At 41.8% G+C, this 22,473-nt stretch carries 24 protein-coding genes and 1 tRNA gene; 16 read left to right on the top strand and 9 right to left on the bottom strand.

All coding sequences use genetic code 11. The features are described 5' to 3' along the window. Nucleotides 1-156 precede the first annotated feature (156 nt). Nucleotides 157-1,110 (top strand): Fic family protein, encoded by a 954-nt coding sequence (locus ABJH64_RS10355; RefSeq protein ID WP_348276485.1) that lies wholly within the window; start codon nucleotides 157-159, stop codon nucleotides 1,108-1,110. 198 nt (nucleotides 1,111-1,308) lie between these two features. Beyond that, complete coding sequence (locus ABJH64_RS10350; RefSeq protein WP_348276484.1) at nucleotides 1,309-2,064, top strand: hypothetical protein; 756 nt, start codon at nucleotides 1,309-1,311, stop codon at nucleotides 2,062-2,064. A gap of 193 nt (nucleotides 2,065-2,257) precedes the next feature. On the opposite strand, the gene thrC is transcribed toward ABJH64_RS10350, so the two are convergent. From thrC to thrA, 3 genes are read right to left on the bottom strand one after another with little or no spacing between them, the layout of a single operon-like run. Then, nucleotides 2,258-3,559, bottom strand: coding sequence for a threonine synthase (gene thrC / locus ABJH64_RS10345; RefSeq protein ID WP_348276483.1), 1,302 nt, complete (start codon nucleotides 3,557-3,559; stop codon nucleotides 2,258-2,260). A gap of 4 nt (nucleotides 3,560-3,563) precedes the next feature. Then, complete coding sequence (locus ABJH64_RS10340; RefSeq protein ID WP_348276482.1) at nucleotides 3,564-4,499, bottom strand: homoserine kinase; 936 nt, start codon at nucleotides 4,497-4,499, stop codon at nucleotides 3,564-3,566. Next, the gene (gene thrA, locus ABJH64_RS10335; protein WP_348276481.1) at nucleotides 4,499-6,949 is read right to left on the bottom strand and encodes a bifunctional aspartate kinase/homoserine dehydrogenase I; all 2,451 of its coding nucleotides are present in this window, start codon (nucleotides 6,947-6,949) and stop codon (nucleotides 4,499-4,501) included. Before thrA ends, ABJH64_RS10340 begins: the two co-directional genes overlap by 1 nt. Nucleotides 6,950-7,360: 411 nt before the next feature. Here thrA and ABJH64_RS10330 point away from each other — a divergent pair, with 411 nt between their 5' ends. Beyond that, nucleotides 7,361-7,783, top strand: a complete 423-nt coding sequence (locus ABJH64_RS10330) for an META domain-containing protein (RefSeq protein WP_348276480.1) — start codon at nucleotides 7,361-7,363, stop codon at nucleotides 7,781-7,783. A 107-nt stretch (nucleotides 7,784-7,890) separates the two neighbouring features. Here the strand turns inward: ABJH64_RS10330 and ABJH64_RS10325 are convergent, their stop codons facing one another. From ABJH64_RS10325 to ABJH64_RS10315, 3 genes are read right to left on the bottom strand one after another with little or no spacing between them, the layout of a single operon-like run. Then, nucleotides 7,891-8,346 (bottom strand): hypothetical protein, encoded by a 456-nt coding sequence (locus ABJH64_RS10325; protein ID WP_348276479.1) that lies wholly within the window; start codon nucleotides 8,344-8,346, stop codon nucleotides 7,891-7,893. Between the two features lie 6 nt (nucleotides 8,347-8,352). Next, nucleotides 8,353-8,811, bottom strand: a complete 459-nt coding sequence (locus ABJH64_RS10320; RefSeq protein ID WP_348276478.1) for a nuclear transport factor 2 family protein — start codon at nucleotides 8,809-8,811, stop codon at nucleotides 8,353-8,355. Nucleotides 8,812-8,821: 10 nt separating this feature from the next. Then, entirely contained in the window at nucleotides 8,822-9,499 is a 678-nt protein-coding gene (locus tag ABJH64_RS10315; protein WP_348276477.1) for an SDR family NAD(P)-dependent oxidoreductase, read from the bottom strand. A 59-nt stretch (nucleotides 9,500-9,558) separates the two neighbouring features. Here ABJH64_RS10315 and ABJH64_RS10310 point away from each other — a divergent pair, with 59 nt between their 5' ends. After that, nucleotides 9,559-10,452, top strand: coding sequence for a mechanosensitive ion channel domain-containing protein (locus ABJH64_RS10310; RefSeq protein ID WP_348276476.1), 894 nt, complete (start codon nucleotides 9,559-9,561; stop codon nucleotides 10,450-10,452). Beyond that, nucleotides 10,433-10,771, top strand: a complete 339-nt coding sequence (locus tag ABJH64_RS10305) for an MGMT family protein (protein ID WP_348276475.1) — start codon at nucleotides 10,433-10,435, stop codon at nucleotides 10,769-10,771. The genes ABJH64_RS10310 and ABJH64_RS10305 overlap by 20 nt, the downstream gene beginning before the upstream one ends. Here the strand turns inward: ABJH64_RS10305 and ABJH64_RS10300 are convergent. Continuing rightward, nucleotides 10,766-12,214, bottom strand: coding sequence for a sodium:solute symporter (locus ABJH64_RS10300; protein ID WP_348276474.1), 1,449 nt, complete (start codon nucleotides 12,212-12,214; stop codon nucleotides 10,766-10,768). The two genes, ABJH64_RS10305 and ABJH64_RS10300, sit on opposite strands and share 6 nt — an antisense overlap. A gap of 53 nt (nucleotides 12,215-12,267) precedes the next feature. On the opposite strand from ABJH64_RS10300, the gene ABJH64_RS10295 reads away from it, so the two are divergent. The 7 genes from ABJH64_RS10295 to ABJH64_RS10265 all read left to right on the top strand — a co-directional run bounded on the left by ABJH64_RS10295 (nucleotide 12,268) and on the right by ABJH64_RS10265 (nucleotide 15,434). After that, on the top strand, nucleotides 12,268-12,561 hold the full coding sequence (locus ABJH64_RS10295; RefSeq protein ID WP_348276473.1) for an ATP-dependent Clp protease adaptor ClpS: 294 nt from the start codon (nucleotides 12,268-12,270) through the stop codon (nucleotides 12,559-12,561). 12 nt (nucleotides 12,562-12,573) lie between these two features. Beyond that, nucleotides 12,574-13,194 (top strand): recombination mediator RecR, encoded by a 621-nt coding sequence (gene recR, locus ABJH64_RS10290; protein WP_348276472.1) that lies wholly within the window; start codon nucleotides 12,574-12,576, stop codon nucleotides 13,192-13,194. A 48-nt stretch (nucleotides 13,195-13,242) separates the two neighbouring features. Next, a tRNA-Ala gene (locus ABJH64_RS10285) sits at nucleotides 13,243-13,316 on the top strand. A 116-nt stretch (nucleotides 13,317-13,432) separates the two neighbouring features. Beyond that, a complete protein-coding gene (locus ABJH64_RS10280; protein WP_348276471.1) occupies nucleotides 13,433-13,852 on the top strand; it encodes a hypothetical protein in 420 nt (139 codons plus the stop codon). Between the two features lie 44 nt (nucleotides 13,853-13,896). Then, the gene (locus tag ABJH64_RS10275) at nucleotides 13,897-14,319 is read left to right on the top strand and encodes a hypothetical protein (RefSeq protein WP_348276470.1); all 423 of its coding nucleotides are present in this window, start codon (nucleotides 13,897-13,899) and stop codon (nucleotides 14,317-14,319) included. A 15-nt stretch (nucleotides 14,320-14,334) separates the two neighbouring features. Further along, nucleotides 14,335-14,607 carry a hypothetical protein gene (locus ABJH64_RS10270; RefSeq protein ID WP_348276469.1) on the top strand — a complete coding sequence of 91 codons (273 nt, stop codon included), beginning with the start codon at nucleotides 14,335-14,337 and terminating at the stop codon, nucleotides 14,605-14,607. After that, complete coding sequence (locus tag ABJH64_RS10265) at nucleotides 14,607-15,434, top strand: Cof-type HAD-IIB family hydrolase (protein WP_348276468.1); 828 nt, start codon at nucleotides 14,607-14,609, stop codon at nucleotides 15,432-15,434. Before ABJH64_RS10270 ends, ABJH64_RS10265 begins: the two co-directional genes overlap by 1 nt. 46 nt (nucleotides 15,435-15,480) lie before the next feature. On the opposite strand, the gene ABJH64_RS10260 is transcribed toward ABJH64_RS10265, so the two are convergent. After that, nucleotides 15,481-16,158, bottom strand: coding sequence for a DUF2461 domain-containing protein (locus tag ABJH64_RS10260; RefSeq protein WP_348276467.1), 678 nt, complete (start codon nucleotides 16,156-16,158; stop codon nucleotides 15,481-15,483). A 132-nt stretch (nucleotides 16,159-16,290) separates the two neighbouring features. On the opposite strand from ABJH64_RS10260, the gene ABJH64_RS10255 reads away from it, so the two are divergent. Both ABJH64_RS10255 and ABJH64_RS10250 read left to right on the top strand, forming a co-directional pair. Next, a complete protein-coding gene (locus ABJH64_RS10255) occupies nucleotides 16,291-16,617 on the top strand; it encodes a DUF6364 family protein (protein WP_348276466.1) in 327 nt (108 codons plus the stop codon). Continuing rightward, nucleotides 16,607-17,026, top strand: a complete 420-nt coding sequence (locus ABJH64_RS10250; RefSeq protein ID WP_348276465.1) for a PIN domain-containing protein — start codon at nucleotides 16,607-16,609, stop codon at nucleotides 17,024-17,026. Before ABJH64_RS10255 ends, ABJH64_RS10250 begins: the two co-directional genes overlap by 11 nt. Here ABJH64_RS10250 and murF read toward each other — a convergent pair. After that, the gene (gene murF / locus ABJH64_RS10245; RefSeq protein WP_348276464.1) at nucleotides 17,019-18,314 is read right to left on the bottom strand and encodes a UDP-N-acetylmuramoyl-tripeptide--D-alanyl-D-alanine ligase; all 1,296 of its coding nucleotides are present in this window, start codon (nucleotides 18,312-18,314) and stop codon (nucleotides 17,019-17,021) included. The two genes, ABJH64_RS10250 and murF, sit on opposite strands and share 8 nt — an antisense overlap. Nucleotides 18,315-18,407: 93 nt before the next feature. Between murF and ABJH64_RS10240 the strand changes: the two genes are divergently transcribed. Beyond that, nucleotides 18,408-20,492, top strand: a complete 2,085-nt coding sequence (locus tag ABJH64_RS10240) for a hypothetical protein (protein ID WP_348276463.1) — start codon at nucleotides 18,408-18,410, stop codon at nucleotides 20,490-20,492. Nucleotides 20,493-20,553: 61 nt separating this feature from the next. Continuing rightward, nucleotides 20,554-22,257, top strand: coding sequence for an amidohydrolase (locus tag ABJH64_RS10235; RefSeq protein ID WP_348276462.1), 1,704 nt, complete (start codon nucleotides 20,554-20,556; stop codon nucleotides 22,255-22,257). Nucleotides 22,258-22,473 lie beyond the last annotated feature (216 nt).

Below are 22,473 nucleotides of genomic sequence, written 5' to 3'. Positions count from 1 at the left end.
GTACAATCATTAGGTCACATTCTTATACAATCATTTTATCTTATATATGTGCAATGATGACTTTATTCTAGCATATTTTATCGGTAGCATTCACCCACAAATTACCTGAATTCAAATCAATAGCGATACCTTTGATAGTATCAAATGATACTATCAATGAGACCACCATATGATATTACGCCGAAGATTCTGCAGTTAGTCAGCTCGATCTCAGAAAAAATCGGTGAAACAAACGCACTTTTTCTAGAAAAGCAATCTCCTCAGCTTCGCAAGCAAAATAAGATTAAAACCATCCATTCTTCTCTTCAGATTGAAGGAAATACACTCTCAGAAGAGCAGATTACGGCTTTGATTGAAAACAAACCTATCATTGGTCCACAGAAAGACATTACTGAAGTCTTGAATGCGATAGAAGTTTATGAAAATCTAAATGCCTACAAATCCTCCTCTGAGAAATCATTCTTATTCGCACACGCAACTTTGATGAAAGAATTGATTGATCAACCTGGCAGCTACCGAACTCGAGGAGTAGGAGTAGTTAAAGGTTCGCAAGTAGCACATTTAGCCCCGCCAGCTTCAAATGTGCCTGGACTCATGAAAGAACTATTTAAGTATCTAAAGAATGATAATGAGCTTGCTTTGATCAAAAGCTGTGTTTTTCACTACGAAATGGAATTCATCCATCCATTTCTTGACGGAAACGGGAGGATGGGAAGGCTATGGCAAACTATAATTCTTAAGGAAAGATATGCTGTATTCGAATTTCTACCCTTTGAAACGCTCATTAGTCAAACTCAAGATGAATATTATCAGGCATTATCAGCCAGTGATAAATCTGGAAACTCAACAATATTCATTGAATACATGCTTCACATTATTGACAGTTCTCTAGGGGACTTATTGAATGTAAATGGTCAAATCTTGACTTCAGATCAAAGGATCACGCATTTCCTTTCTTTGGGCAAAAATGAATTCACCCGTAAAGAGTACATGGACGTGTTCAAAACAATCTCTTCTGCTACCGCAAGTCGTGATTTGAAAAAAGCGGTAGAATCAAGTCTAATTCTGGCTGAAGGAAAAGGTAATCAGACGAGGTATTTTTTAAAGTAGATTTTGAAAACTTCTTCATTGTACCTTACACTACATTTACACAAAACATTAGTGTAAACATCAATTACGCACGAAAACTTACTCAATTGTATTTCCTAGCGACTAACACCATTTACATTTATAATAAAGTTTTATTTTATTTACATTTTAGTTAATATGTTTACAAAACAATATCATTAACTTTAAAATATTTACAAAATGACACTAAAACTTAGAACAGGCATTCAGTTCAAAAAATGGATTGATTCACAGAGCATCAGTAAAACTAAGGCTGCAGATATGTTAGGAGTGAGCAGGCAGCAGGTTTACAGCTACTTTACAAGTGAGAACTTGAATCACAAAACAGCAGAGCATATCCTTGACGTTTTTAAGGTAAAAGAATCTGAAATTTGGCGAAACGATAATTGGATTAATACCAACGATGTAAATAATGGTTTTGCAAATAATGATCATGTCCCCTATTATAGAAAAGGTATTAACCATTTCATCAAATTAAATAATGGATCATTATTAATGGTCACGCCTTTGGTGGAGGAATACGCTCAAGCAGGTTTTTTGTCAGGCTACAATGATTTAGAATTCCTTGAGGAATTACCCAATCATTCTTTTGTGCTGGATAGGAATCATAAAGGAAAATATTATTCTTTCAGAGTGTCAGGCAATGGAATGGATAACGGAACATCTGAATCCATCATGTCAAGATCAATAGTGACAGCAAGGGATATTGAAAAAGGCTTATGGAATTCTCGTTTTCAGATCATTAAATTCAAGGATTACGTTATTGTACACAAAGAAGGAATTTTGATAAAAAGGATTATTGATCAAAATCCTGAAAAAGGGACAATTACCTGCGGATCTATTAATATTGAAAAAGAGAAGTATCCAGACCTTGAATTAAATCTAGATGAATGTAAAATGTTACTCCAAATTGTAAACGTATGCACCTCGAGATGAGACAAAATCCCTAAACAGAATGACAACAGCTATTTACCCAAAATGTGTATCCCAAATAATGCCAGTAACAAATTAATGATGGTTAGGCTCGTTAGTAATTTAGACCATACTTACACATATTGTTTTCTGGCAAGAAAGCGGAAATACATATAATCCGATAAAATTCACGCCATCTTCTATTCAAAGGAAACATTTAGGCATCTAGATTTATCAAATACCCCTTAAACTCCTCAAAATCATTCTCCAAAGCCTCCACTTTCTTCTCTCCATCCATAAAAGCAGCTAATCTCTCTGGAAGCTCAAGTTTCAAGTTCAATGCTTTTTCTACAGTTTCCCTGAATTTACCCGGGTGAGCCGTTTCCAAAAACACACCTTGGAAATCATCATTTTCAGCCATAAAATCCTTTAAGCCCAAGTACCCAACTGCTCCGTGTGGATCTAGGGTATAGCCAGATTTTTTCACTTCTTGCATCGCTTCCTCCGTTTCTGTATCTGAATAGAAATAACCCTTCACATTATCCTTGAGCACCTGCTCATCATTACCATAAAGCGCCAAAAGCCTAGGAAAATTACTTGGGTTCCCCACATCCATGCTGTTGCTGATTGTAGCTATAGATGACATAGCCGCAAAATCAGCTCCGTTCAAAAAGTCTGGAACTACTTTATTTACATTCGTCGCAGCCACAAATTGATCTATAGGCAAGCCCATTCGTTGCGCTAATATTCCTGCTGCTATGTTCCCAAAATTCCCTGAAGGAACAGCGAAAGCTACTTTTTTACCATTTTGCGGAAGTCTGGAAAAAGCATAGAAATAATACAAACATTGTGGAATCCAACGGGCCACGTTGATGGAATTCGCAGAAGTCAGCAATAACTTTTCATTCAACTCAGCATCCAAAAATGCTTGCTTCACCATCTTCTGGCAATCGTCAAATACCCCATCAACTTCCAGTGCAGAGATGTTCTGCCCTAGGGTAGTAAACTGCTTTTCCTGTAGTTCACTTACTTTCCCTTTCGGGAAAAGAATGATTACCTCCACTCCATCTACACCCAAAAATCCATTGGCGACGGCAGATCCTGTATCTCCGGAAGTCGCAACTAGTACGCGCACAGTACGATCAGATTTCTTCATCAGCATACTCATCAGTTTGGAACAAAAACGTGCTCCGAAATCTTTGAATGCAAGCGTAGGCCCATGAAAAAGCTCTAGGCTATATACATCTTCTTCCACTTTTACCAGCGGTGCATCAAACGTCAGCGTATGATCCACCAATTCTTTGATTTGTTCCTGACTTAATGCAGAAGAGAATAAAGCTCCAATGACTTCGTAGCCTATTTCCTGAAAAGTCATTTCTGGGAATTTATCCGAAAGACTCTGTTCCAAAACAGGAATTTCAGTCGGCATATAAAGCCCTTGATCAGGTGCTAAGCCTTTGATCACTGCCTCGGCAAGATCTACCTGATGGCCAGAATTATTTGTGCTGTAAAACCTCATACGCTTATTTTTCTTCGATGACGTAGGCGCCTCTGGTGTTGATCTCAGAGAAATAAACATCCACGTCAAGACCTATTTTTGAAAACATTTCTTTGCCTGCTTCGCCTACAGCCTCAGCAGTTTCTTTTCCCTTAGAGAGTGCGAACAGTGTAGGCCCCGATCCTGAGATCCCCATTCCAAGAGCACCAGCTGATTTCAATGCTTCTCTCACTTCGTAAAAACCTGGAAGTAATACCGCACGATACGGTTCTGCAATCACATCTCGGAGAGATCTAGATATCAATTCAAAATCGCTTTCATATAATCCTGCAATTAACCCAGCCACATTTCCGGATTGGATTGTCGCATGCTTCATCGGGATTTGATCTCGCAAGACAGATCTGGAATCTGCCGTTTTCAGCTCGTAATGTGGGTGTAATAATGTGCAATACAACCCTTGTGGAACAGGAAGTTTGATCACATCCAACGGATGGTAATCTCTTACCAACACAAAGCCACCTAACAAGCTTGGCGCGACATTATCCGCATGTCCAGCTCCACAAGCCACTTTCTCCGCTGCTATAGCAAAAGGCAATAAATCTTTCTTTTCAAATGGATCACCCAAAAGCCTGTTGGCCGCCGCCAATGCAGCAACAGCACTTGCGGCACTCGACCCCATCCCTGAACCCAAAGGCAAACCTTTAGTCAAGTAAATATTCATACCTACGTTGGAATTCAACTCATCCAACATGGCTTGAATGGCCACAGCACAGGTGTTTTTCTCCGCTTCAAAAGGGAGCTTCCCGCCGTCTCCGTCAATAGAAACCACAACTAACCCCGGCTCATTCTTCAGAACCAGCTCTACTGTATCGCCCATCGCGTCTATCGCGAATCCTAGAATATCAAATCCACAGGAAACATTTGCGACCGTGGCAGGGGCAAAAGCTTTGACAGAGCGCATTATTCTCTGGTATAATTACCGATACGAATCACATCTGCAAATACTCCTGCAGCAGTCACATCTGCCCCAGCACCTGGACCTCTGATGATCATAGGTCTATCACGATATCTATCTGTAGTCAACAGGATCATATTATCAGAGCCGCCCAATCCACTAAATGGATGAGCAATCGGAAGGGAATTCAGACCGACTTTGGCTTTTCCATTTTCCAAAGTTGCCATGAATCGAAGCTTCTCTCCTTTGGCTTCTGCCTCTTTCAGCAAGTTCTCAAAGTCCACATCGTGTGACTTTAGCACTTCAAAAAACTCAGCAACCGACCCCAGATTCTGACAGTCTTCAGGAACCATGCTTTGAATATCAATTGATTCAAATTCCAGATGTTGCTCAGCCTCACGACCCAAAATCAATATCTTTCTCGCCACATCCATTCCGCTCAAATCATCGCGTGGATCTGGTTCAGTATAACCCAATTCCTTAGCTTTTTTCACCACTTCGGAGAAAGGATCACCTTTTTCCAATTCAGAGAAAATATAATTCATCGAGCCAGAAAGCACCGCCTCAATACGGATCACACGGTCACCACTCAGCATCAAATCCTGTAGTGTATTTATGACTGGAAGGCCAGCTGCCACATTAGTTTCGTACAGGAATTTCACTCCGCGTTTCTTAGCGATTCTTTTCAGATTTTTATACTGTTCCATTGAGCCAGAATTGGCCTTTTTATTAGGAGTCACGATCGCAACTTTGGCTTCCAAAATCTGAGTATAAAGCTCCGCTACGTCCTGGCTTGCAGTACAATCCACAAAAACAGAATTAGAGAAGTTCATCTCTTCCATCGTGCGGATAAACTTGCTGAGATCAGTTTTCTCATCAGCATCACTTAGCTCATAAGGATTAGTAAGGTCAAAACCATCTTCATGGAAAGCCATGTAGCGACTGTTGGCCAAGCCGTGAATCTGAATGTCGAGTTCATTTTCCCCGCGAAGTTTCTGCTGTTGATTTGCAATCATTTTGATTAACGCCTGGCCGATCAACCCTGTGCCGACTAAGAATACGTGAAGCACTTTGTTTTCTGATAGGAAAAATGCCTCGTGCAGCGCGTTGAGCGCCTTTTGCAAATCTGGCTGAGGAATAACGGCTGAGATGTTCAACTCTGAACTCCCCTGCGCAATCGCGCCCACGTTAATATTATTTCTTCCCAAAGCTCGGAACATGCGTCCTGAAGCGCCTGGGTTATGCTTCATATTCTCACCTACCACCGCTACTGTAGCCAGGTCATGTAGCAGGATCACCTCGTCCATTTCTCCGGATTTGATTTCGTAGTAAAACTCCTTTTCCACGGCTTCTTTGGCCAGATAAGACTCCTGTGTCTTGATCGCCAAACAGATGCTATGCTCAGAAGAAGCTTGAGAAATCAGCAAAACATTGACTTTTGCCTCTGCCAAAGCTTTGAATACTCGACTAGTTCCGACGGTAGAATCAAGCATTCCTGCCCCTTGGACCGTTACGATAGACACATTCGGAATAGAACTAATCCCTTTGATCAAAGCCCCAGGACTTACCTCTCCGTTGATCAATGTACCTGAATTTGATGGATCAAAGGTATTTTTGATATAAATCGGAATGCTTTTGCGCATTGCTGGCTGCATGGTAGCTGGAAAAATCACTTTGGCACCAAAATGCGAAAGCTCCATTGCCTCATTATAACTCAGTTGAGGAATGGTAAAAGCGGTGTAAACCAACTTGGGATCAGAGGTCAGCACGCCAGAAACGTCCGTCCAGATCTCTAGGTTATCAGCATCTAGTGCTGCCGCAAAAATGGCTGCAGTATAATCAGAGCCTGATCTTCCAAGTGTTGTCGTCTCACCTTTGGCTGTGGAGGCTATAAATCCTGTGATCACTTTAATTCCATCATGCTTCGAAAAATAAGTTTTGATCGCCTGATTAGTGATATCAAAATCAACTTTTGCCTGCCCAAATCGATCATTGGTTCTGATTACTTCTCGGGCATCTAAAAACTGTGTTTTGAGCCCCTGCCCCTGCATGGATTCCGCAAGAATAAAAGCTGAAAGCCTCTCTCCAAAACTTGCTACATAATCTAGCGTCCGAGGTGAGTTTTCTTTGATCAAATAAATCCCGTGAAATAGGTCTTCCAATTCTTTGAACCGCACCTTCACAAAAGTCATCACCGTGGATTGGCTTTGTACGGCGATTAGTTGGCGCACGATGGCTAGGTGCTTTTCTTCGAGAGTTTGTAGAACTTCTCGGTAAGCTTCGTCTCCTTCTCTCGCGAGCTGAGCAATCATCAACAAGCTCTCCGTGACTCCACCAAAAGCCGAAAAAACTATGGCTACCTCATTGGTCTTTAGTTTGTCTTTAATGATGGCGAAAACTCGCTGTATATTCTCTGGGTTCGCTACGGATGAGCCACCGAATTTGATGATTTGCATAAAATAAAGCTTCTGGAGTTAATTACTGAGAAATTAAGATTGGCCTCTAGGAGGCCGCGGGGGCGAGTACTTAATAGATTTAGACGGGATCAACCCGTAATCGTGGTACACATCCATGTCGTCATAGAAAAAGTGGCGCAGGCTCTCACATCCATGGCTGGATGTAGATTTAGGTCTGAAGAGATTGTTACTGCAAATACCATAACTGGACAATTGACAGGACAATCTTACTGCCTAAATTTCAATTAGCCAAACAAAACATTGTAGTTTTTTGAAAAAATTAGAAATACTATTAGAAATACCGCAATAATTCTCCTAATAATTAACAGCCTGTTGCATTACACCGTTTACCATTTAAAATCGATTTTAAGCTGTAACCAGCTTTTCAAAAAGCTCAAAATTCACCTAAGTATGAAAGCAATTAAAATCCTTCCCTATGTGTTTAGTGTTTTTCTTTTGACTGCTTGTGCCAGTTCCAAGCCTATCAATACGCTAAATCATTTATCAGGGAATAGCTGGGCACTTGCCTCGCTTCTAGGCGAGGGCTTAGACATGACTCAGTTTCCAGGTGGAATTCCATCGCTTAGCTTTCTCGCCGATGGCACACTATCTGGATTCACTGGTTGCAATAATTTCTCAGGGGACTTCTCAATAGATGATTCTAGACTGCAACTTGACTTAGGGGCCATGTCGAAAAAAATGTGTCCAGGTATTGGCGAGCGCGATTTCATAGCAGCGTTGAGCAAAGTCGGAAGCCTAAAAATAGAAAAGGACAAACTCACCTTATTCGATGGCACCACCGAATTGATGAGTTTAGTCCCTAAGAAAAATTAATTTATACGGATCTCCGTAAGGTGACCCGTCAGCTTAGATTCTTAGCTGATCAGGCCGCCTGCCCTCCGAGATGTGCGGATGACAGCCTCAGACTTTCTACTATTTAATCAGAGCAATTCAGTGATTTTGATAGACTTCCCACGAAATTCTACTTGATCATTTTTCTTGCGGCCAACTAATAGTTCACCTAGCGGTGAACTTTTGCTAAGCATAAAAAGCTTTTGACCATCGACGGTTATTTGACCTAGACTGATGGATATTAAATAATGATCTGAGCCCAACTGCACCAAGCTTCCTTCTTGCACGGTGTTAGAGGGCTGCTTGATCGCTTGGAATCGGCAGAGCTCATCGTATTCATATAAGGCCTGCTTCAGTTGCTTTTCCACCGTCATGATATCTTGCGAGAGGGTTTCTCTTCCAGTCTCAAATTTATCCCCGGCACTACTTTTCGTATCCTCCAAAATCCCCTCATTAATAGCCTGACGCTCAGCCTTCAACAGGTTGATTTTTTCCTTCACCTGCGTGATCGCAGTTTGGTAAACTTTTTCTTTAAACGTATTCATAATAAATCAAGAGCAGCCCTCTTTGCGGCGAGTATCGATAATGTAAACTATTTTCCAGCCTTCGGCCATTTTTACTAATTGGAATGAATTCACCCCACAGTGGCTGAATTTCTCATTGGCATAAAACTCGTAGGGGGTCCAGGCAGTCGCCATAGGCCCATCAATATTGATTTGATAGTCGGTGATTCGCTCGTCCAGGTTCATTGTGGCTGGAAGATTCCCTATTCCCTTGACAAAATCAGCTACAGAACCAGCTTTTACCGAACCTGTTTCTCCCGTCGTTTCTATGGTTTGCATGATGGCAGTTTCGGAAAATACATCCGCGATCTGCGCTGTATTTTTTGCTCGCATCCCATCAAAAAGCGATTCGATTACGGCTTTCACAGCATCTTCTTCTGTCTGCGAAAAGCCTGGAATTGCGAATATGAAGGCAAAAACTACAAGTACTAGTGCTTTCTTTTTCATTGGTATAAAATTAAACTTCTCCATATAATTTGAAGGTCATATTGCGCAGCGCGTGTGTATTGACAGCATAGTGCATCGCCTCAGCTATTTCATCTGCACTTACCCATTTGCTGAAATCTGCATCTGGCATAGACTTACGATTTGGTGGCGTATCGATGATACTTGGTACAAAAACGTGTGATCTAATGGGGGTGTCCTTGGTCTCTTCGCCCACTATTTCTGCCAGAGATATCACCAATTTCTTACTTAACGCGTAAGCTAACGCCCCTTTGGCATCCGCCACCTGTAGCGCAGGTCGTGCTCCTACGAAAAGGAAAGTGCCTTTTCCTTGCTTTTTCATGTGTGGCAAAAAGCCTTTTACTAAGTGAAAAGCTGAGAAAAAATTGAGCGTGAACATGCTCTCCAAATCCGACTGACTGGTATCTGATATACCTCCCATCGCAAATCCACCAACCAAAAACGCCATGGCATCTACCTCTCCATATTGCAAATAATATTCTTTGACAAACTCCGCTGTGGCGGTTTCGTCAGTCACATCCACCTCATAGGTATCGTCTGCCTCTTCCACTTCTTCGTTTTTGCCTGGTTGCAACAAAGCTATAATATGGTATCCCTCACGCTTGAACTTCTCTACAACTGCCTCACCTAGATTACCAGCTGCGCCGGTTATTATTATATTTCTGCTCATACTACTCCAAAATTCTTTCTGATATTTGTTAAAAATAGGGGTAATTTTTCAAAAGAGACATGAATCAACTTAAAACCATCATCAAAGACAAAGAAAATAAACGAAGAAGAAATTTCTTTTTGAAATTGGTTTTGCTGGTAATTCTGCTAGTCAGTTTTGAATCAAACAGTTGGTTCAGCCCCTTCTTCGACACCCATGTTATAGCCTCCAACTTGGTTAAAGCGGCGATTGTTCTGATCAGTGGAAATTTGATTATATCCCTTGCCCGAATTGTCACATTGCAATTTTACCTAAAGAAAACTGAGGAAGTTCGGGTACAACCCAATTTTGTAATTGGAATTGACAGACTTTCCACCTTACTCAACATCATGGTTTTCTTGGTTACCCTCATGTTGGCTTTTGGGGTTCGACCTCTGGAATTTTTAACAAGTATCACCATCGTAGCTGCAGCCATTGCTTTGCTCACCAAGGATTACATTACAAACATCGTCAATGGGTTGATTATGATGTTTTCGGATCAATTGGAGATCGGAGACAAGATTATGATTGGGAAAAGCGTCGGGTTTATCAGGGATATCACACTGATTAATATGGTGTTGAAAAGTGAAACTGGAGAAATCATCATTATCCCAAATACGCTAGCATTGACTTCTGAGGTGGTGAATTACTCTAGGAATAATTCCCATCAGGTGATCATGGACTCCGAAATCCCATTTTTTACTGGCATCCAATTGAATGAATTGGAAAAGAAACTCACTGCGGCACTGACAGAATTCTCCGACTATGTGTTTGCCGAAGGCTCCCAACTGAACATTCTGGAGAGCAAACCTGAAAGCATTATTATCCGCTTTCAGTTTCCCATTAAATCAGGAGAAAAAGTCCAAGAAAAAAAAGTCAAGAAAACCATCAATCAAGCCTTAATCAACTGGTCTAATGAAAACCGAAAAGCCTAATTATTTTGATTTGGTCTATCAGGTGGTTCGCTTGATCCCCAGAGGTAGAGTCACTAATTACGGCGCGATTGCACATTATTTAGGGATAAAAAGTGGAGCCAGAATGGTCGGCTATGCGATGAATGCTGCCCACACGATGTCAGACGTTCCCGCTCACCGCGTAGTAAACAGCCAGGGTTTATTGACAGGAAAAGGGCATTTTTCTACCCCAACAGAAATGCAGGAATTGCTTGAAAAAGAAGGGATCGAAGTCGTAAAAGACAAAGTCCAGAATTTTGACAAGGTCTTCTGGAATCCTGAGGTGGAGTTGGCGTTATGACTTATTAGTTCTCAACAAATACAACCCGCCAAACATAATCAACCCATTCAGAATCAAGGCTTCAAAGCCGAATTTATAGCCCCAGAACAGTTTTTCCGAATTGGATGCTATCGCAAAAGTCAGCAGCGGAGCAAAGACAGCTAGGTAAGGAACGAACTTATCCCGAACCTTCCACTTGGTGAAAAGTCCGAAAGAATACAACCCTAACAAAGGTCCGTAGGTATATCCCGCGATCACAAAGACCGAATTGATCACACTTTGATTATTGATCACATGGAAGGCCATGATCACCAAAAACATAATAAAGGTGAATGCAATGTGTACTTTCTTTCGGACCATAACCCGCTTTTCCGCAGGATATCTTTTCTCTATCTCTAAGAAATCGATGCAAAAAGAAGTCGTCAGCGCTGTCAGCGTGGAATCTGCACTGGAATAGGCCGCAGCCGTGATACCCAATACAAAAATAATCCCTGCAAATGGCGTAAAATACTCCGTCGCCAGCAGCGGGAATAGCTCATCTGTTTTGATCGGAATCTGCACACCTTGTGTCTCTGCATATAGATAAAGTAGAACGCCAAGCGCCAAGAAAAGTAAGTTCACAAAGACCAAAATCGTCGTAAACCAAAACATGTTTTTTTGCGCCTCGCCTATGTTTTTACAGGTCAGATTTTTCTGCATCATATCCTGATCCAAGCCTGTCATGACGATGGTGATAAAAGCCCCAGAGACAAACTGCTTAAAGAAATTCGTTCCTGCTTTCCAATCCCAGTTGAATATCTGAGAACGAGGATCATCTGAAACTGATTTGATGTAATCGCCAACCCCATCGAAATTCAAGGCATTTCCCACTGAAATCACACAAACCACAACTGCTGCAAGCATAAAAAATGTCTGAAGTGTATCTGTCCACACCACCGTTTTGATCCCTCCACGATGAGTATAAAGCCAGATCAAGCCCACCGTGATCAAAACCGACACCCAAAAGGGAATTCCCAAGGAGTCAAAAAGAATTAATTGAAGCACGCTTGCCACTAGAAAAACCCGTATCGAAGACCCTAAAGTTCTGGATAAAATAAAGAAAAAAGCACCCGTCTTATATGACCAAAACCCAAATCTATCATCAAGGTAAGAGTAGATAGAGACGAGATTCAGCCGGTAATAAAGTGGTAAAAGCACCTTGGCTATCACGAAATAGCCCAAGGTGTAACCTAAAACAACTTGGAAGTAAAAGAAGTTAGAATTACCGACCTCCCCAGGAACTGAAATAAAGGTAACCCCTGAAAGCGAGGCCCCTATCATCCCAAAAGCAACCAAAAACCAAGGCGATTGTCTGTCTCCTGTAAAGAAAGTATCTGCGGAAACCTTGCGGGAAGTGAAATAGGAAATGAGAAATAGCAGTAAAAAATAGCAACAGATTACCAGGAGAACTAGTTGGGAATTCATATTTCGTATTGAAGTGGGTTCGCTAAGTTGTCCAATATTCTTAATTTTGCAAAATGAATCATTCATACGACCCACTTCCATATATCGAGGAATCAGAAGTTCTAGTGGAGGATTTGATAGATATTGAATCCAACGACTTGATCGTGTACAATGATGAGTTCAACACATTCGATCACGTGATCAAGATTCTGATGAAAGTCTGCAAGCATAGTATAGAGCAGGCAGAGCAATGCACCATCACCATACACTACAGAGGAAAATGTGCGGTAAAAAAAGGCAGCATAACAGAGCTAAAACCTATGTGTGAAGCTATATTAGATGCCGGAATCCAAGCCGCAATAGTTTAAATCCACCCAGAATTGAATTTCCCTTCCAAACTGATAGAAGATGCTGTCACCGAGATCTCCCGACTGCCGGGAATAGGTAAGAAAACAGCCCTTCGATTGGCACTTCATCTTCTCAAGCAACACGAGGCAAATACCGAAGCCCTAGCTTTGGCGATCACCCGTATGCGTACTGAAATACAGTATTGTAAGACCTGCCACAATATCTCTGACGGAGAAGAATGCAGCATCTGTATAAGTCATCGTCGGGACGGCTCGCTTCTTTGTGTAGTCGAAGACATTCGGGATGTGCTGGCGATAGAGAATACGAATCAATTTCAGGGAAAATACCATGTGCTAGGAGGAGTGATTTCTCCTATTCAAGGCATAGGTCCAGAGGAATTGAAAATAGAATCCTTGCTATCCAGAGTAGATTCAGCTTTGCAAACTGAACCTATCAAAGAGGTGATTTTAGCACTAAGCGCAACTATGGAGGGCGACACTACATCCTTCTATCTCGCTAAAAAGTTGAAGGAAAAAGGAATAATGGTAAGTTCTATCGCTCGGGGAATACCAGTAGGCGGAGAATTGGAATTCACGGATGAAGTCACGCTTGGGCGAAGTATTATGACTCGAATTAATTACACAACCGAGTGAAATTTCCTTTGCATAGGAAAAACCAAGGTCTATATTTGCAAACCTAAAGGGGGATTAGCTCAGCTGGCTAGAGCACTTCGCTGGCAGTGAAGGGGTCATCGGTTCGAATCCGTTATTCTCCACTTTCAAGAAGCTTCACAGAAATGTGAGGCTTTTTGTATTTTCAATCAACTCTAATTTGTATCACTTTCCCCGGATCATCCGTTTAGAACAGACTTCTCAAACACTTTGTATTGCAATGCGCAACATCTTGATTCTATTTTTGTCTGCCTTTTTTTTCTTTTCCTGTGATAATGAAAAAAATTGCGAAGGTATTGACTTGGATAAAGAGTATGAGATAGCAATCAATGAAAGGCTGCAAATCTGTCCTAAAAACTTCTATTTAACTCTGCTAAATATTCAGGATTCGAGATGCCCCAACGGAATAGTCTGCATTTGGCAAGGAATGATAGTGATCGAAGCAACTGTGACAATTGACGGAAAAGAACATGATTTCCAACTAAGTACAAACGAAACTGCAAGCGGTTTTCCTGTCCAACTTTCTACCGAAGGGTATATTATCAAATTAATTGATGCGACCCCTTATCCTAATCAAAATGACTCTTCGAATCCTGATAACAAACGAGCCGTTTTACTCATCTCTAAAAGATCTTCCTAAGATTGTTTAAATTCGCAGGGCTAACTTCTCTCTTAAAAATTACGATGCGAAATAGAATTTTTATTCTCTTTTTACTCATTGGAACAATCAGCTCCTGCTCTTGCGATCCTGAGAACATCGCCAAATTCGCCTTCAAAGGAATGGAAGCTATGATGGGTGAAGGCTTTATGCCTTCTGAAGAAATCCGAAAGCTGGGCAATTTCCAAAGCATGAATATCAACCTCAGTAAATCGACCGCAGAAGATTCTACTACTTCTACCATTTACCTAAAACTACAAAATGGCGATCCATTGATCTTGGGAAACCAGCCTGAAGTGTTGGCTAGAAAGTGTGCTGAACTTTACCTGCGTGATTTTGAAAATGCTGAAGATTATCAACAAATTACGGTACAGTTCATCCAAACTGACCCTACCAACCCTGAGAATGTGGCGATGCAGGAGTACATGTTTGACACCAAAGACTTTTAACTAAACCTATTATTCATGGAATTACCTCACGAATACAAAAAGCCACCCACCTCACTCGGGGAATGGGTAATCGCAGTACTGGTAAAACGACTTCCTTTGATAGGCTTAGTCATGCTCATTATTTGGGCAACAGATAAAAACACCGACCCTGAAAAAGCCAACTGGGCGAAGGCTGAGTTAATCGTGAAACTCATCATTTTCTCAGTTTTTGTGATTTTTATTGCCATCATTGGCTTTGGCGTTTTTGCCAATTTTGCTGATGAAGTGAACTGGTCAGACTTCGAGTAATGATCATAAAAGCCCTCTGCTCTGACATTGACGGCACTCTCCTCAATTCAGTGCGCGATCTGTCGCCTCGCCTCAAAGCCGTAGTGGCAGATTTTCCTTCCGATTTCCCAGTTATTCTTGCAAGTTCCCGCATGCCCGATGCCATGCGGCATTTGCTTCATGACATGAACCGCTTCCCCCAACCGTTGATCGCCTACAACGGCGGCTATGTGCTGAGTGCGGATGGAGAAGTGCTAGATGACGTGACCATTCCGGTAGAGCTGGTAGCCAAGATTCTTCGCTTGACTCACAAAACTGATATACACGTGAGTTTGTATCAAGGAGAAAAATGGTATGAGGAAAAGGACGATTATTGGTCACAGCGTGAAGTGAGAAACACGAAAGTTCAATGCGATTGGCTTCCAGGTCAGGAAGTGGTTGATCTTTGGGCGAAAAATAATTCTGGTGCGCACAAAGTGATGTGCATGGGTGAATCCAATGAAATGGCTTGGCTTTTCGGTGAACTACATTTCGAACATGCGCTCGACTTGCATTTATATAGATCCAGCGACACCTATTTGGAAATTGCTCCTAAGGCTATTTCGAAAGCGACAGGACTACGAAAAATCTTGGAGCATTCGTATGATTTTGGTATTGAATCTGTCATTGCTTTTGGGGATAACTATAATGACATCGATTTGCTGCAATCCGTCGGCTGGGGAGTCGCCGTGGACAATGCAAGAATGGAAGTGAAAGCTGTGGCAAAAGAAATCACTCATCACAACAAAGAGGATGGAGTAGCTGCCACACTGGAGAAAATTCGGGATTTGAACTTTGAGATCGGCTAAGAAACAAAGCTTCTTGGCTTCTATTCTTAATTCTAGACTCTTAATTCTATAAAATATCCGCTCCACCTTCCACATCCTCTATCGCTTTGGAAAGAAATTCCTGCAGCGGTCTCATCTTTTGAAAGCCGTCCAAAGCGATTTTGAGAAATGCTCCAGACGCTATGTCTGGATCTGCAATTTTGGAAGAAACAGTAAAGCTCTTCAACCTTAAATATTCTATAAACTCATGATCAGGCTCGTATTCACGGGGGCTGGTTTTGAGTTTTTCGCCTTCAATTTCGCCAAACTGAGATTTGAAAGCTGGCTGGCTTTCAAGTTTGGCAAGCTCAGCGCCAGAGTAATCGATTTCCTTTCTGATTTTTTTCAGCGTTTCAGCCATCGGCATCCAGATTCCTCCAGCTATAAATGAATTTCCAGGTTGGACCTGTAGGTAATAGCCGGGACCTTCCGACTTCTTTCCTTTGGGAGAAAAATAGGCGCCAAAATTAGTTTTGTAGGGCATCTTATTGGCAGAAAAGCGGATATCCCGATTTTGTCTAAATACACAATCCTTAGGTTTGAATACCAAAAGCTCCGGCTCCCACTCTCCAATACCTTTCAACAAAACCGCCACATCTTCCAAGAATTCCGCTCGAGTATCCTGATACCATTTCTTGTTGGCGTCCATCCATTCTTTGGAATTATGTTCGGCGAGGGCTGTTAAAAAAGGTAAGTATGGGCGCATTTTGTTGGTTTTTGTAACTAATGAAATCTGAAGATCGTCTGAGGTCAGATAGTGAAGTAAACTTTACTGAGGTAAAATTGATTTCAATACTGGAAGAAATCTTCTTAAATTAAATGGAATAATCCAGAAGTCATGACAACGAAGGTAACATTGGACATCAACGAAAAACTCGCTGAAAAAGCAAAAAAGCATGCTGAAGAGCAAGGGCTAAGTTTATCTGCTTTGGTTGAAACACTTTTATCTGAAGTGACTGAGTCTAAGGAAAAAGCCTTAGAGAAAATACCCTCCAAAAACCCTGATATTGTAAAGAGGATATTGGATGGGACTGAGCCATTTCCTAAGAATTTGGAGATTTTTTTTGCACGTAAGCCAAAAATCAATTCTGAATTAGAGTATTCCGAATTGTCAGAAGACAAAAAGACTCTTACAGAGGAATTAATGAAAAAATATGGCTCATAATATTTTTGTTGATTCAGATATTTTCTTGGATACTTTATTAACGCGAGATCCTTTTGTGGAAAAATCAAACGCAATATTTCTCTTGGCAGCGAACGGAGAAGTTTCAATTTTTTTTTCAAGCCTCATGATTTCTAATTCCTTTTACGTGGCTAGAAAAGAAATTGGGAAAGAGCTAACTATAAAGTCCATGCAACAGATTTTAGAGTATTGCAAAATTCTTCCGGTTGGAGATGTCGAAATTAGAAACGCTTTCCGAAATGGATTCACGGATTTTGAAGATGCTATTCAATTTGAAACAGCTAATCAAAACTCGAGAATTGAAGCTATCATTACCCGTAATAAAAAAGATTATAAGTTATCCACCCTTCCAGTATTTACTCCGCAAGAATTCCTCGCCCTTTTTAAATAAAATCAACCAATCCTTCCAGCTTCATCCCGCGACTTCCTTTGATCAGAATCAGATAATCCTCCAATTTGCTATCCTGAAGCCAGTTTCTAAAGGAAAAAGGATCAGGGAAATAAAGCGCTTTTGGATACTTGGCCAAAGCTGAAACTATTAACTGGCCGGTAAAACAAACCTTTTCAATATCATATTCACTAATGATTTCTCCTAGCCGAGCATGCTCCGATTCAGCATGATCTCCCAACTCGAACATATCACCAAGAATCAGCATCTTGTGCTTCTTCCCAGTCATATTCCCAAAAGTTCGGATCGCAACTTCCATACTGGAGGGATTAGCATTATAAGCATCCAAAATGATCAGATTGCTTCGCTTTTCCAGTAATTGAGAGCGCATATTTGAAGGCTGATACTCCACGATAGCCTGCACGGCCTTTTCCATCTCCACTCCAAAAAACTTCCCGACGGTGATCGCCGTCGCAATATTTCCAAAATTATAGGCTCCAATCAGATGACTCAAAAACACTTCTTCGTTATCATCCACGGAAAACTTGACAAAGGGATTTGCCTCCTGAAAAGTCACTTCGCAGAAGTCTCCCTTTGAGGGGTAAAGAACTGGATTATCAAATCGCTTCGAAAAATTTGACAAAATCGAATCCTGAGAATTAATGAAGACTGTCCCCTCAGTTTCTCTCAGAAACTGAAACAGCTCTGTCTTTGTCTTCAAAACTCCTTCTGGACCGCCCATGCCTTCCAGGTGAGCTTTTCCGATATTGGTGATAAAACCATGCGTAGGCTCAGCGATCAAGCAGAGTTCTTCAATATCTCCCTGCTTATTTGCTCCCATTTCTACGATAGCAATCTCATGCGCACTAGTAATTGACAGTAAAGTCAGTGGCACCCCGATATGATTATTCAGATTACCGACCGTAGCCGCGGTTTTGAATTTCTTGCTCAAAACTGCATTCAAAAGTTCCTTAGAGGTAGTTTTCCCATTAGAGCCAGTCAGTCCGATGATGGGGATATTCAGCTGTTTGCGATGGTAATTCGCCAAATCCTGAAGCATTTTCAGCACATTTTCAGCCAGAAAATACCGCTCGTCATCCTCGACAAAGTGCTTAACATCATCGATCACAACTACTGACGCTCCCATTTCCAAGGCTTTCGGAGCAAAGGCATTGGCATCGAAATTTGGGCCTTTCAGCGCAAAGAAGATATTGCCTTTCTCGATTTTTCTAGTGTCTGTGCTCACGCCCGTACTTTTTTTGAAGAGGGTATATAAAATGGAGGTATTCATCGTTTTCGAAGGAATTATTTCCCAAAATAAAGGAATCCTTCACATCTTTGAAGGGAGACAACCGTATTAATTTGTCTTAGCCATCACCACTCCATGCGCAAATTCTGGATTTTCATTTTTATGATCAGCTGCTTTCAACTGAAGGCACAAGAGATTTTTCGAATAGATCAAAACCCGTCCGTCGAAGTGAATAATGTCCAACTTACAGCGCCCTTCACTGGAGGAATCAATGCTGCACAGCTAGAAACAATAGACCTGACGGGTGATGGAATCGAAGAATGGGTGACTTGGGATATCAATTCCCGGCAGCTGCTGGTTTTGAAAAAAGAGGGCGAAAACTTCCTCCATTTACCTGAGTTAAGCTATGCACTTCCTTCCGATATCAATGGATTTTTGGTCCTCACGGACTTCGATGGCGATGGAAAAAAAGACCTGTTCACCTCAACGGCACTCGGAATTAAAGCCTATAAAAACACCTCCACCAATTCACAGATCTCTTGGCAGGTAGCGCAAAACTTCCTCAAACTTGACGGTTCAGGAAATATCCAAACCAATAATCTGGACACTCCGCTAATTCAGGATCTAGATGGTGACGGGGATTTAGATCTGGTCATCTTCAATTTTGCCGGAGGCGATTACATGGAGTTTTACAAAAACACCAGCGTGGAGCGAAAAGGTATAGCGGATATCGACGGGTTTGCTTTTGGGGTAAGTCACTGGGGAAACTTCGAATTCTGTGGCTGTGGAGATCTTTCCTTTGGAAAAACCTGTCAGGGACAAGACTTAAATTCTCGGAAAATATCAGAGGAAAACGACAGAATTCTACACGCAGGCGGACATTCTATTTTATACAAAGATCTGGATGGAGATGGCGTAGAAGATTTGCTGTTAGGGCGCGATGAATGCGACATCCTCTATTTTCTGCCAAATATAGGAACCAGCACCACTCCTACCTTCGAAAGCTTCAGCAATACGTTACCTAATTATGGCGATTTGCCAGCTTTTCCGCTTTTTCACATTGGCCAGCAGATCGACGATGAACTTCTTATCTCTTTAAACACTAGCGAGGCTTCTTCTAATTTCGGGATTGATTTTGCCAATTCTATCGTGAAAATTGACAGGCAGGGCAATGCAGACTTTGATTTCCTTCAAAATCAGATGATTGATCTGGGAGAAAATGCTAAGCCTTTCCACATTGGAAATAACTCAAATGGGAGCTTATTTATCATCTCAAATAAATTTAAGAATGGAGAAGTAATTGCCTCAGAATCCATGCTTTTTCTAGAAGATGGAGCATTTACTTATGTTGACGTGTACAATGAGTCACTGGAAAACCTGAAACTCATTGATGCTCAAAAAATTCTTTTTAATGATAAAGCAGGCAAACACCATCAGCTGATCACGGGAATATCCAGAAAAGGAAGTGTCCCAACTCAGCTACTTTATGAATTGGGAGAATCAGGTTATAATCAAATTACGCTCACCGGCTACACATCCCAGCGAGGAGATTATCTTCAGTTTTTCCCTTATGAAAATAAAGATATGATGCTTGTAGCTTCGCAAAATGGGAGCTTGGACTTGTATTCGGTTGATTTTTCCAATTATTCTGCATCACTCGTTGAATCTGACTTTCTGGGATTTGCAGACAATCCTGCCAACCGGAATCTGAATGTAGTAGTAATGCAAAAAACCAATCCTGACCTCTATGCGGTAGATCAAAATGGCGTAATCAGCAAAATCGAGGATTTCATGCAATCCGCTACCATCTCTGAAGTTTTGATCCAAATCGGTGGACAGAATTTCCCGACGCGATTGGGAAGAAATACTTGGATAACTACCGCGACAGATGGCTTTGATGGGACTACAGATTTGATTTTGGGAACACGAGCTGGTGGTCTGATTTACCTTACCTCCACCGCCGAATCCAATCCTGATGAAGACGAGTACCAAATCAAAGTCTTTCCCAACCCAAGTGAGGGGCCGATCAAGGTTCTCACCAACAAAGTCTCAACTGGTATTTTGATCAATTCTCTGGGACAGGAATTAGTGAGTGACATTGCCATTCCCGCCAATAGAGAAGTGGAGATCCAAGCCGGATTTTTAACTCCGGGGCTTTATATTTTGATTCTTGAATCTGAGGGAAAATTCAGGAAATCCCGCAAAATCTGGATGCGCTAATTACAGGACTGGCTTTTTGGATTGTTTGAAAAAGCAGTAGTTTCGAAGGAAATATAAATCCATGAAGAACATCTACTTATTCGCAATCTTGGGGATTTTCCTCATTTCTTGCTCCTCCGAAAAGGCCGAACCTGCCGATTTGATTTTTACCAACGGCATCATTTACACGGTAAATGAAGCGCAGCCTACCGCTGAAGCAGTTGCCGTCAAAGACGGAATGATTCTCGCAGTAGGCTCCACCGAAGAAATCGAAAAACACCAGGGTGAAAACACGGAGGTGATCGACTTGAATGGTGAAACCATGACTCCTGGGCTAGTGGAGTCACATGCCCATCTGATGGGAATTGGCTACAACAAGCTGGAACTGGACTTAATGTACGTGAAAACCTACGACGAACTAGTCGAAAAAGTAGCTGAGGCAGTATCAAAAGCTAAACCTGGAGACTGGATCACCGGCCGCGGATGGCATCAGGACAAGTGGATTGAGAAGCCAGAAAAGATGGTAAAAGGCTTCCAAACCAACGATGAACTCAATGAAGTTTCCCCTGACAATCCTGTGTTTTTGAGACATGCGAGTGGACATGCGTCATTCGCCAATGGAAAAGCCTTGGAACTGGCTGGAATTTCTAACCTCAAAGGAGAAAGACCCGGTGAAGTAGAAGGTGGGGAGATCATCCTTGATGAACTTGGCAACCCAACGGGTGTACTAACTGAAAGAGCATCTGGCTTGGTGGCGAGATTAGTGCCTGCAGAAACGCCAGAAAGAGCCGAAGAAGCCTTAACCCTAGCACTAAAGGAGCTGAATGAAAAAGGAATTACAAGTTTCCACGATGCAGGATCTGGCCAAAATGTAATTGACCTTATACAGAAATTCAAAAATGAAGGCAAACTCAGCGTTCGCCAATACGTGATGTTAACGGGGACTCAGCCTGCATTGCTGGAAGAGTGGTATAAAAAAGGCCCTATGATAGACACAGCAGATCACATGCTGACCGTTCGCTCGATCAAACTGAATTGCGATGGTGCTTTGGGCCCAAGAGGCGCGTGGTTATTGGAGGATTATTCTGATAGACCAGGGCATCAAGGTCATGAGACTCTACCAATGTCAGTGGTGACAGAAGTTTCAGAAAAAGCTATTCCAGCAGGTTTTCAGGTATGTGCGCACGCCATAGGTGACCGCGCTAATCAGGAAATCTTGGACAGATATGAGGGAGCATTCACCAAATTTCCTGATGCAAAAGATCTGAGGTTCCGCATCGAACATGCTCAACACATTCATCCTGATGACATTCCTCGATTTGGTCAAATGGGCGTAATAGCAGCGATGCAGGCCATTCACCTAAGTTCAGATCGTCCATGGGCTATTGATAGATTAGGTGAAAAAAGAATCATCGATGGAGCCTATGTTTGGCAAAAACTGATGAAATCCGGCGCGGTTGTCACCAACGGAACAGATGCACCTGTTGAGCCAGTTGATCCTATCCCTTCTTTTTATGCTTCCGTCACCCGTAAAACTCTAGAAGGAATGCCAGAAGGAGGCTATGAAGGCGATCAGAAAATGACTCGTGCTGAAGCGCTTAAATCTTACACGCTGGATGGTGCGTATGCCGAGTTTGAAGAAGATTTCAAAGGTTCGATTGAAGTAGGAAAAGCGGCTGATTTCACTGTTTTTGATAAAAATATCATGGAAGTGCCGGAAGATGAGATTTTAAATAGCAAAGTTTCGATGACGGTTGTTGGAGGAAAAGTGGTGTATAAAAAGTAGGTTGTCAGTTGTAGATTGCTGGATGTCAATTAAGAAAACACGTACTTGAAATTCACCGAATTAGGATTTTCGAAAAGTCTCAGATCGAAAGGTTTGAGACTTTTTTCATAACAACCTGTAGCCACCCCTTAGCTTATCCTAAAACCAAGCCAAGCGGGCAGTCACCTTTGTAAAACAAAACGACATCTACCATCCAGAAAAGCCCTAGCGGGGGGA

The sequence above is a fragment of the Algoriphagus sp. genome, from assembly GCF_039969895.1.
Taxonomy (GTDB): Bacteria; Bacteroidota; Bacteroidia; order Cytophagales; family Cyclobacteriaceae; genus Algoriphagus.
The sequence above is the reverse complement of the archived record's forward strand: the minus strand, read 5'-3'. Positions and strand labels throughout refer to the sequence as shown.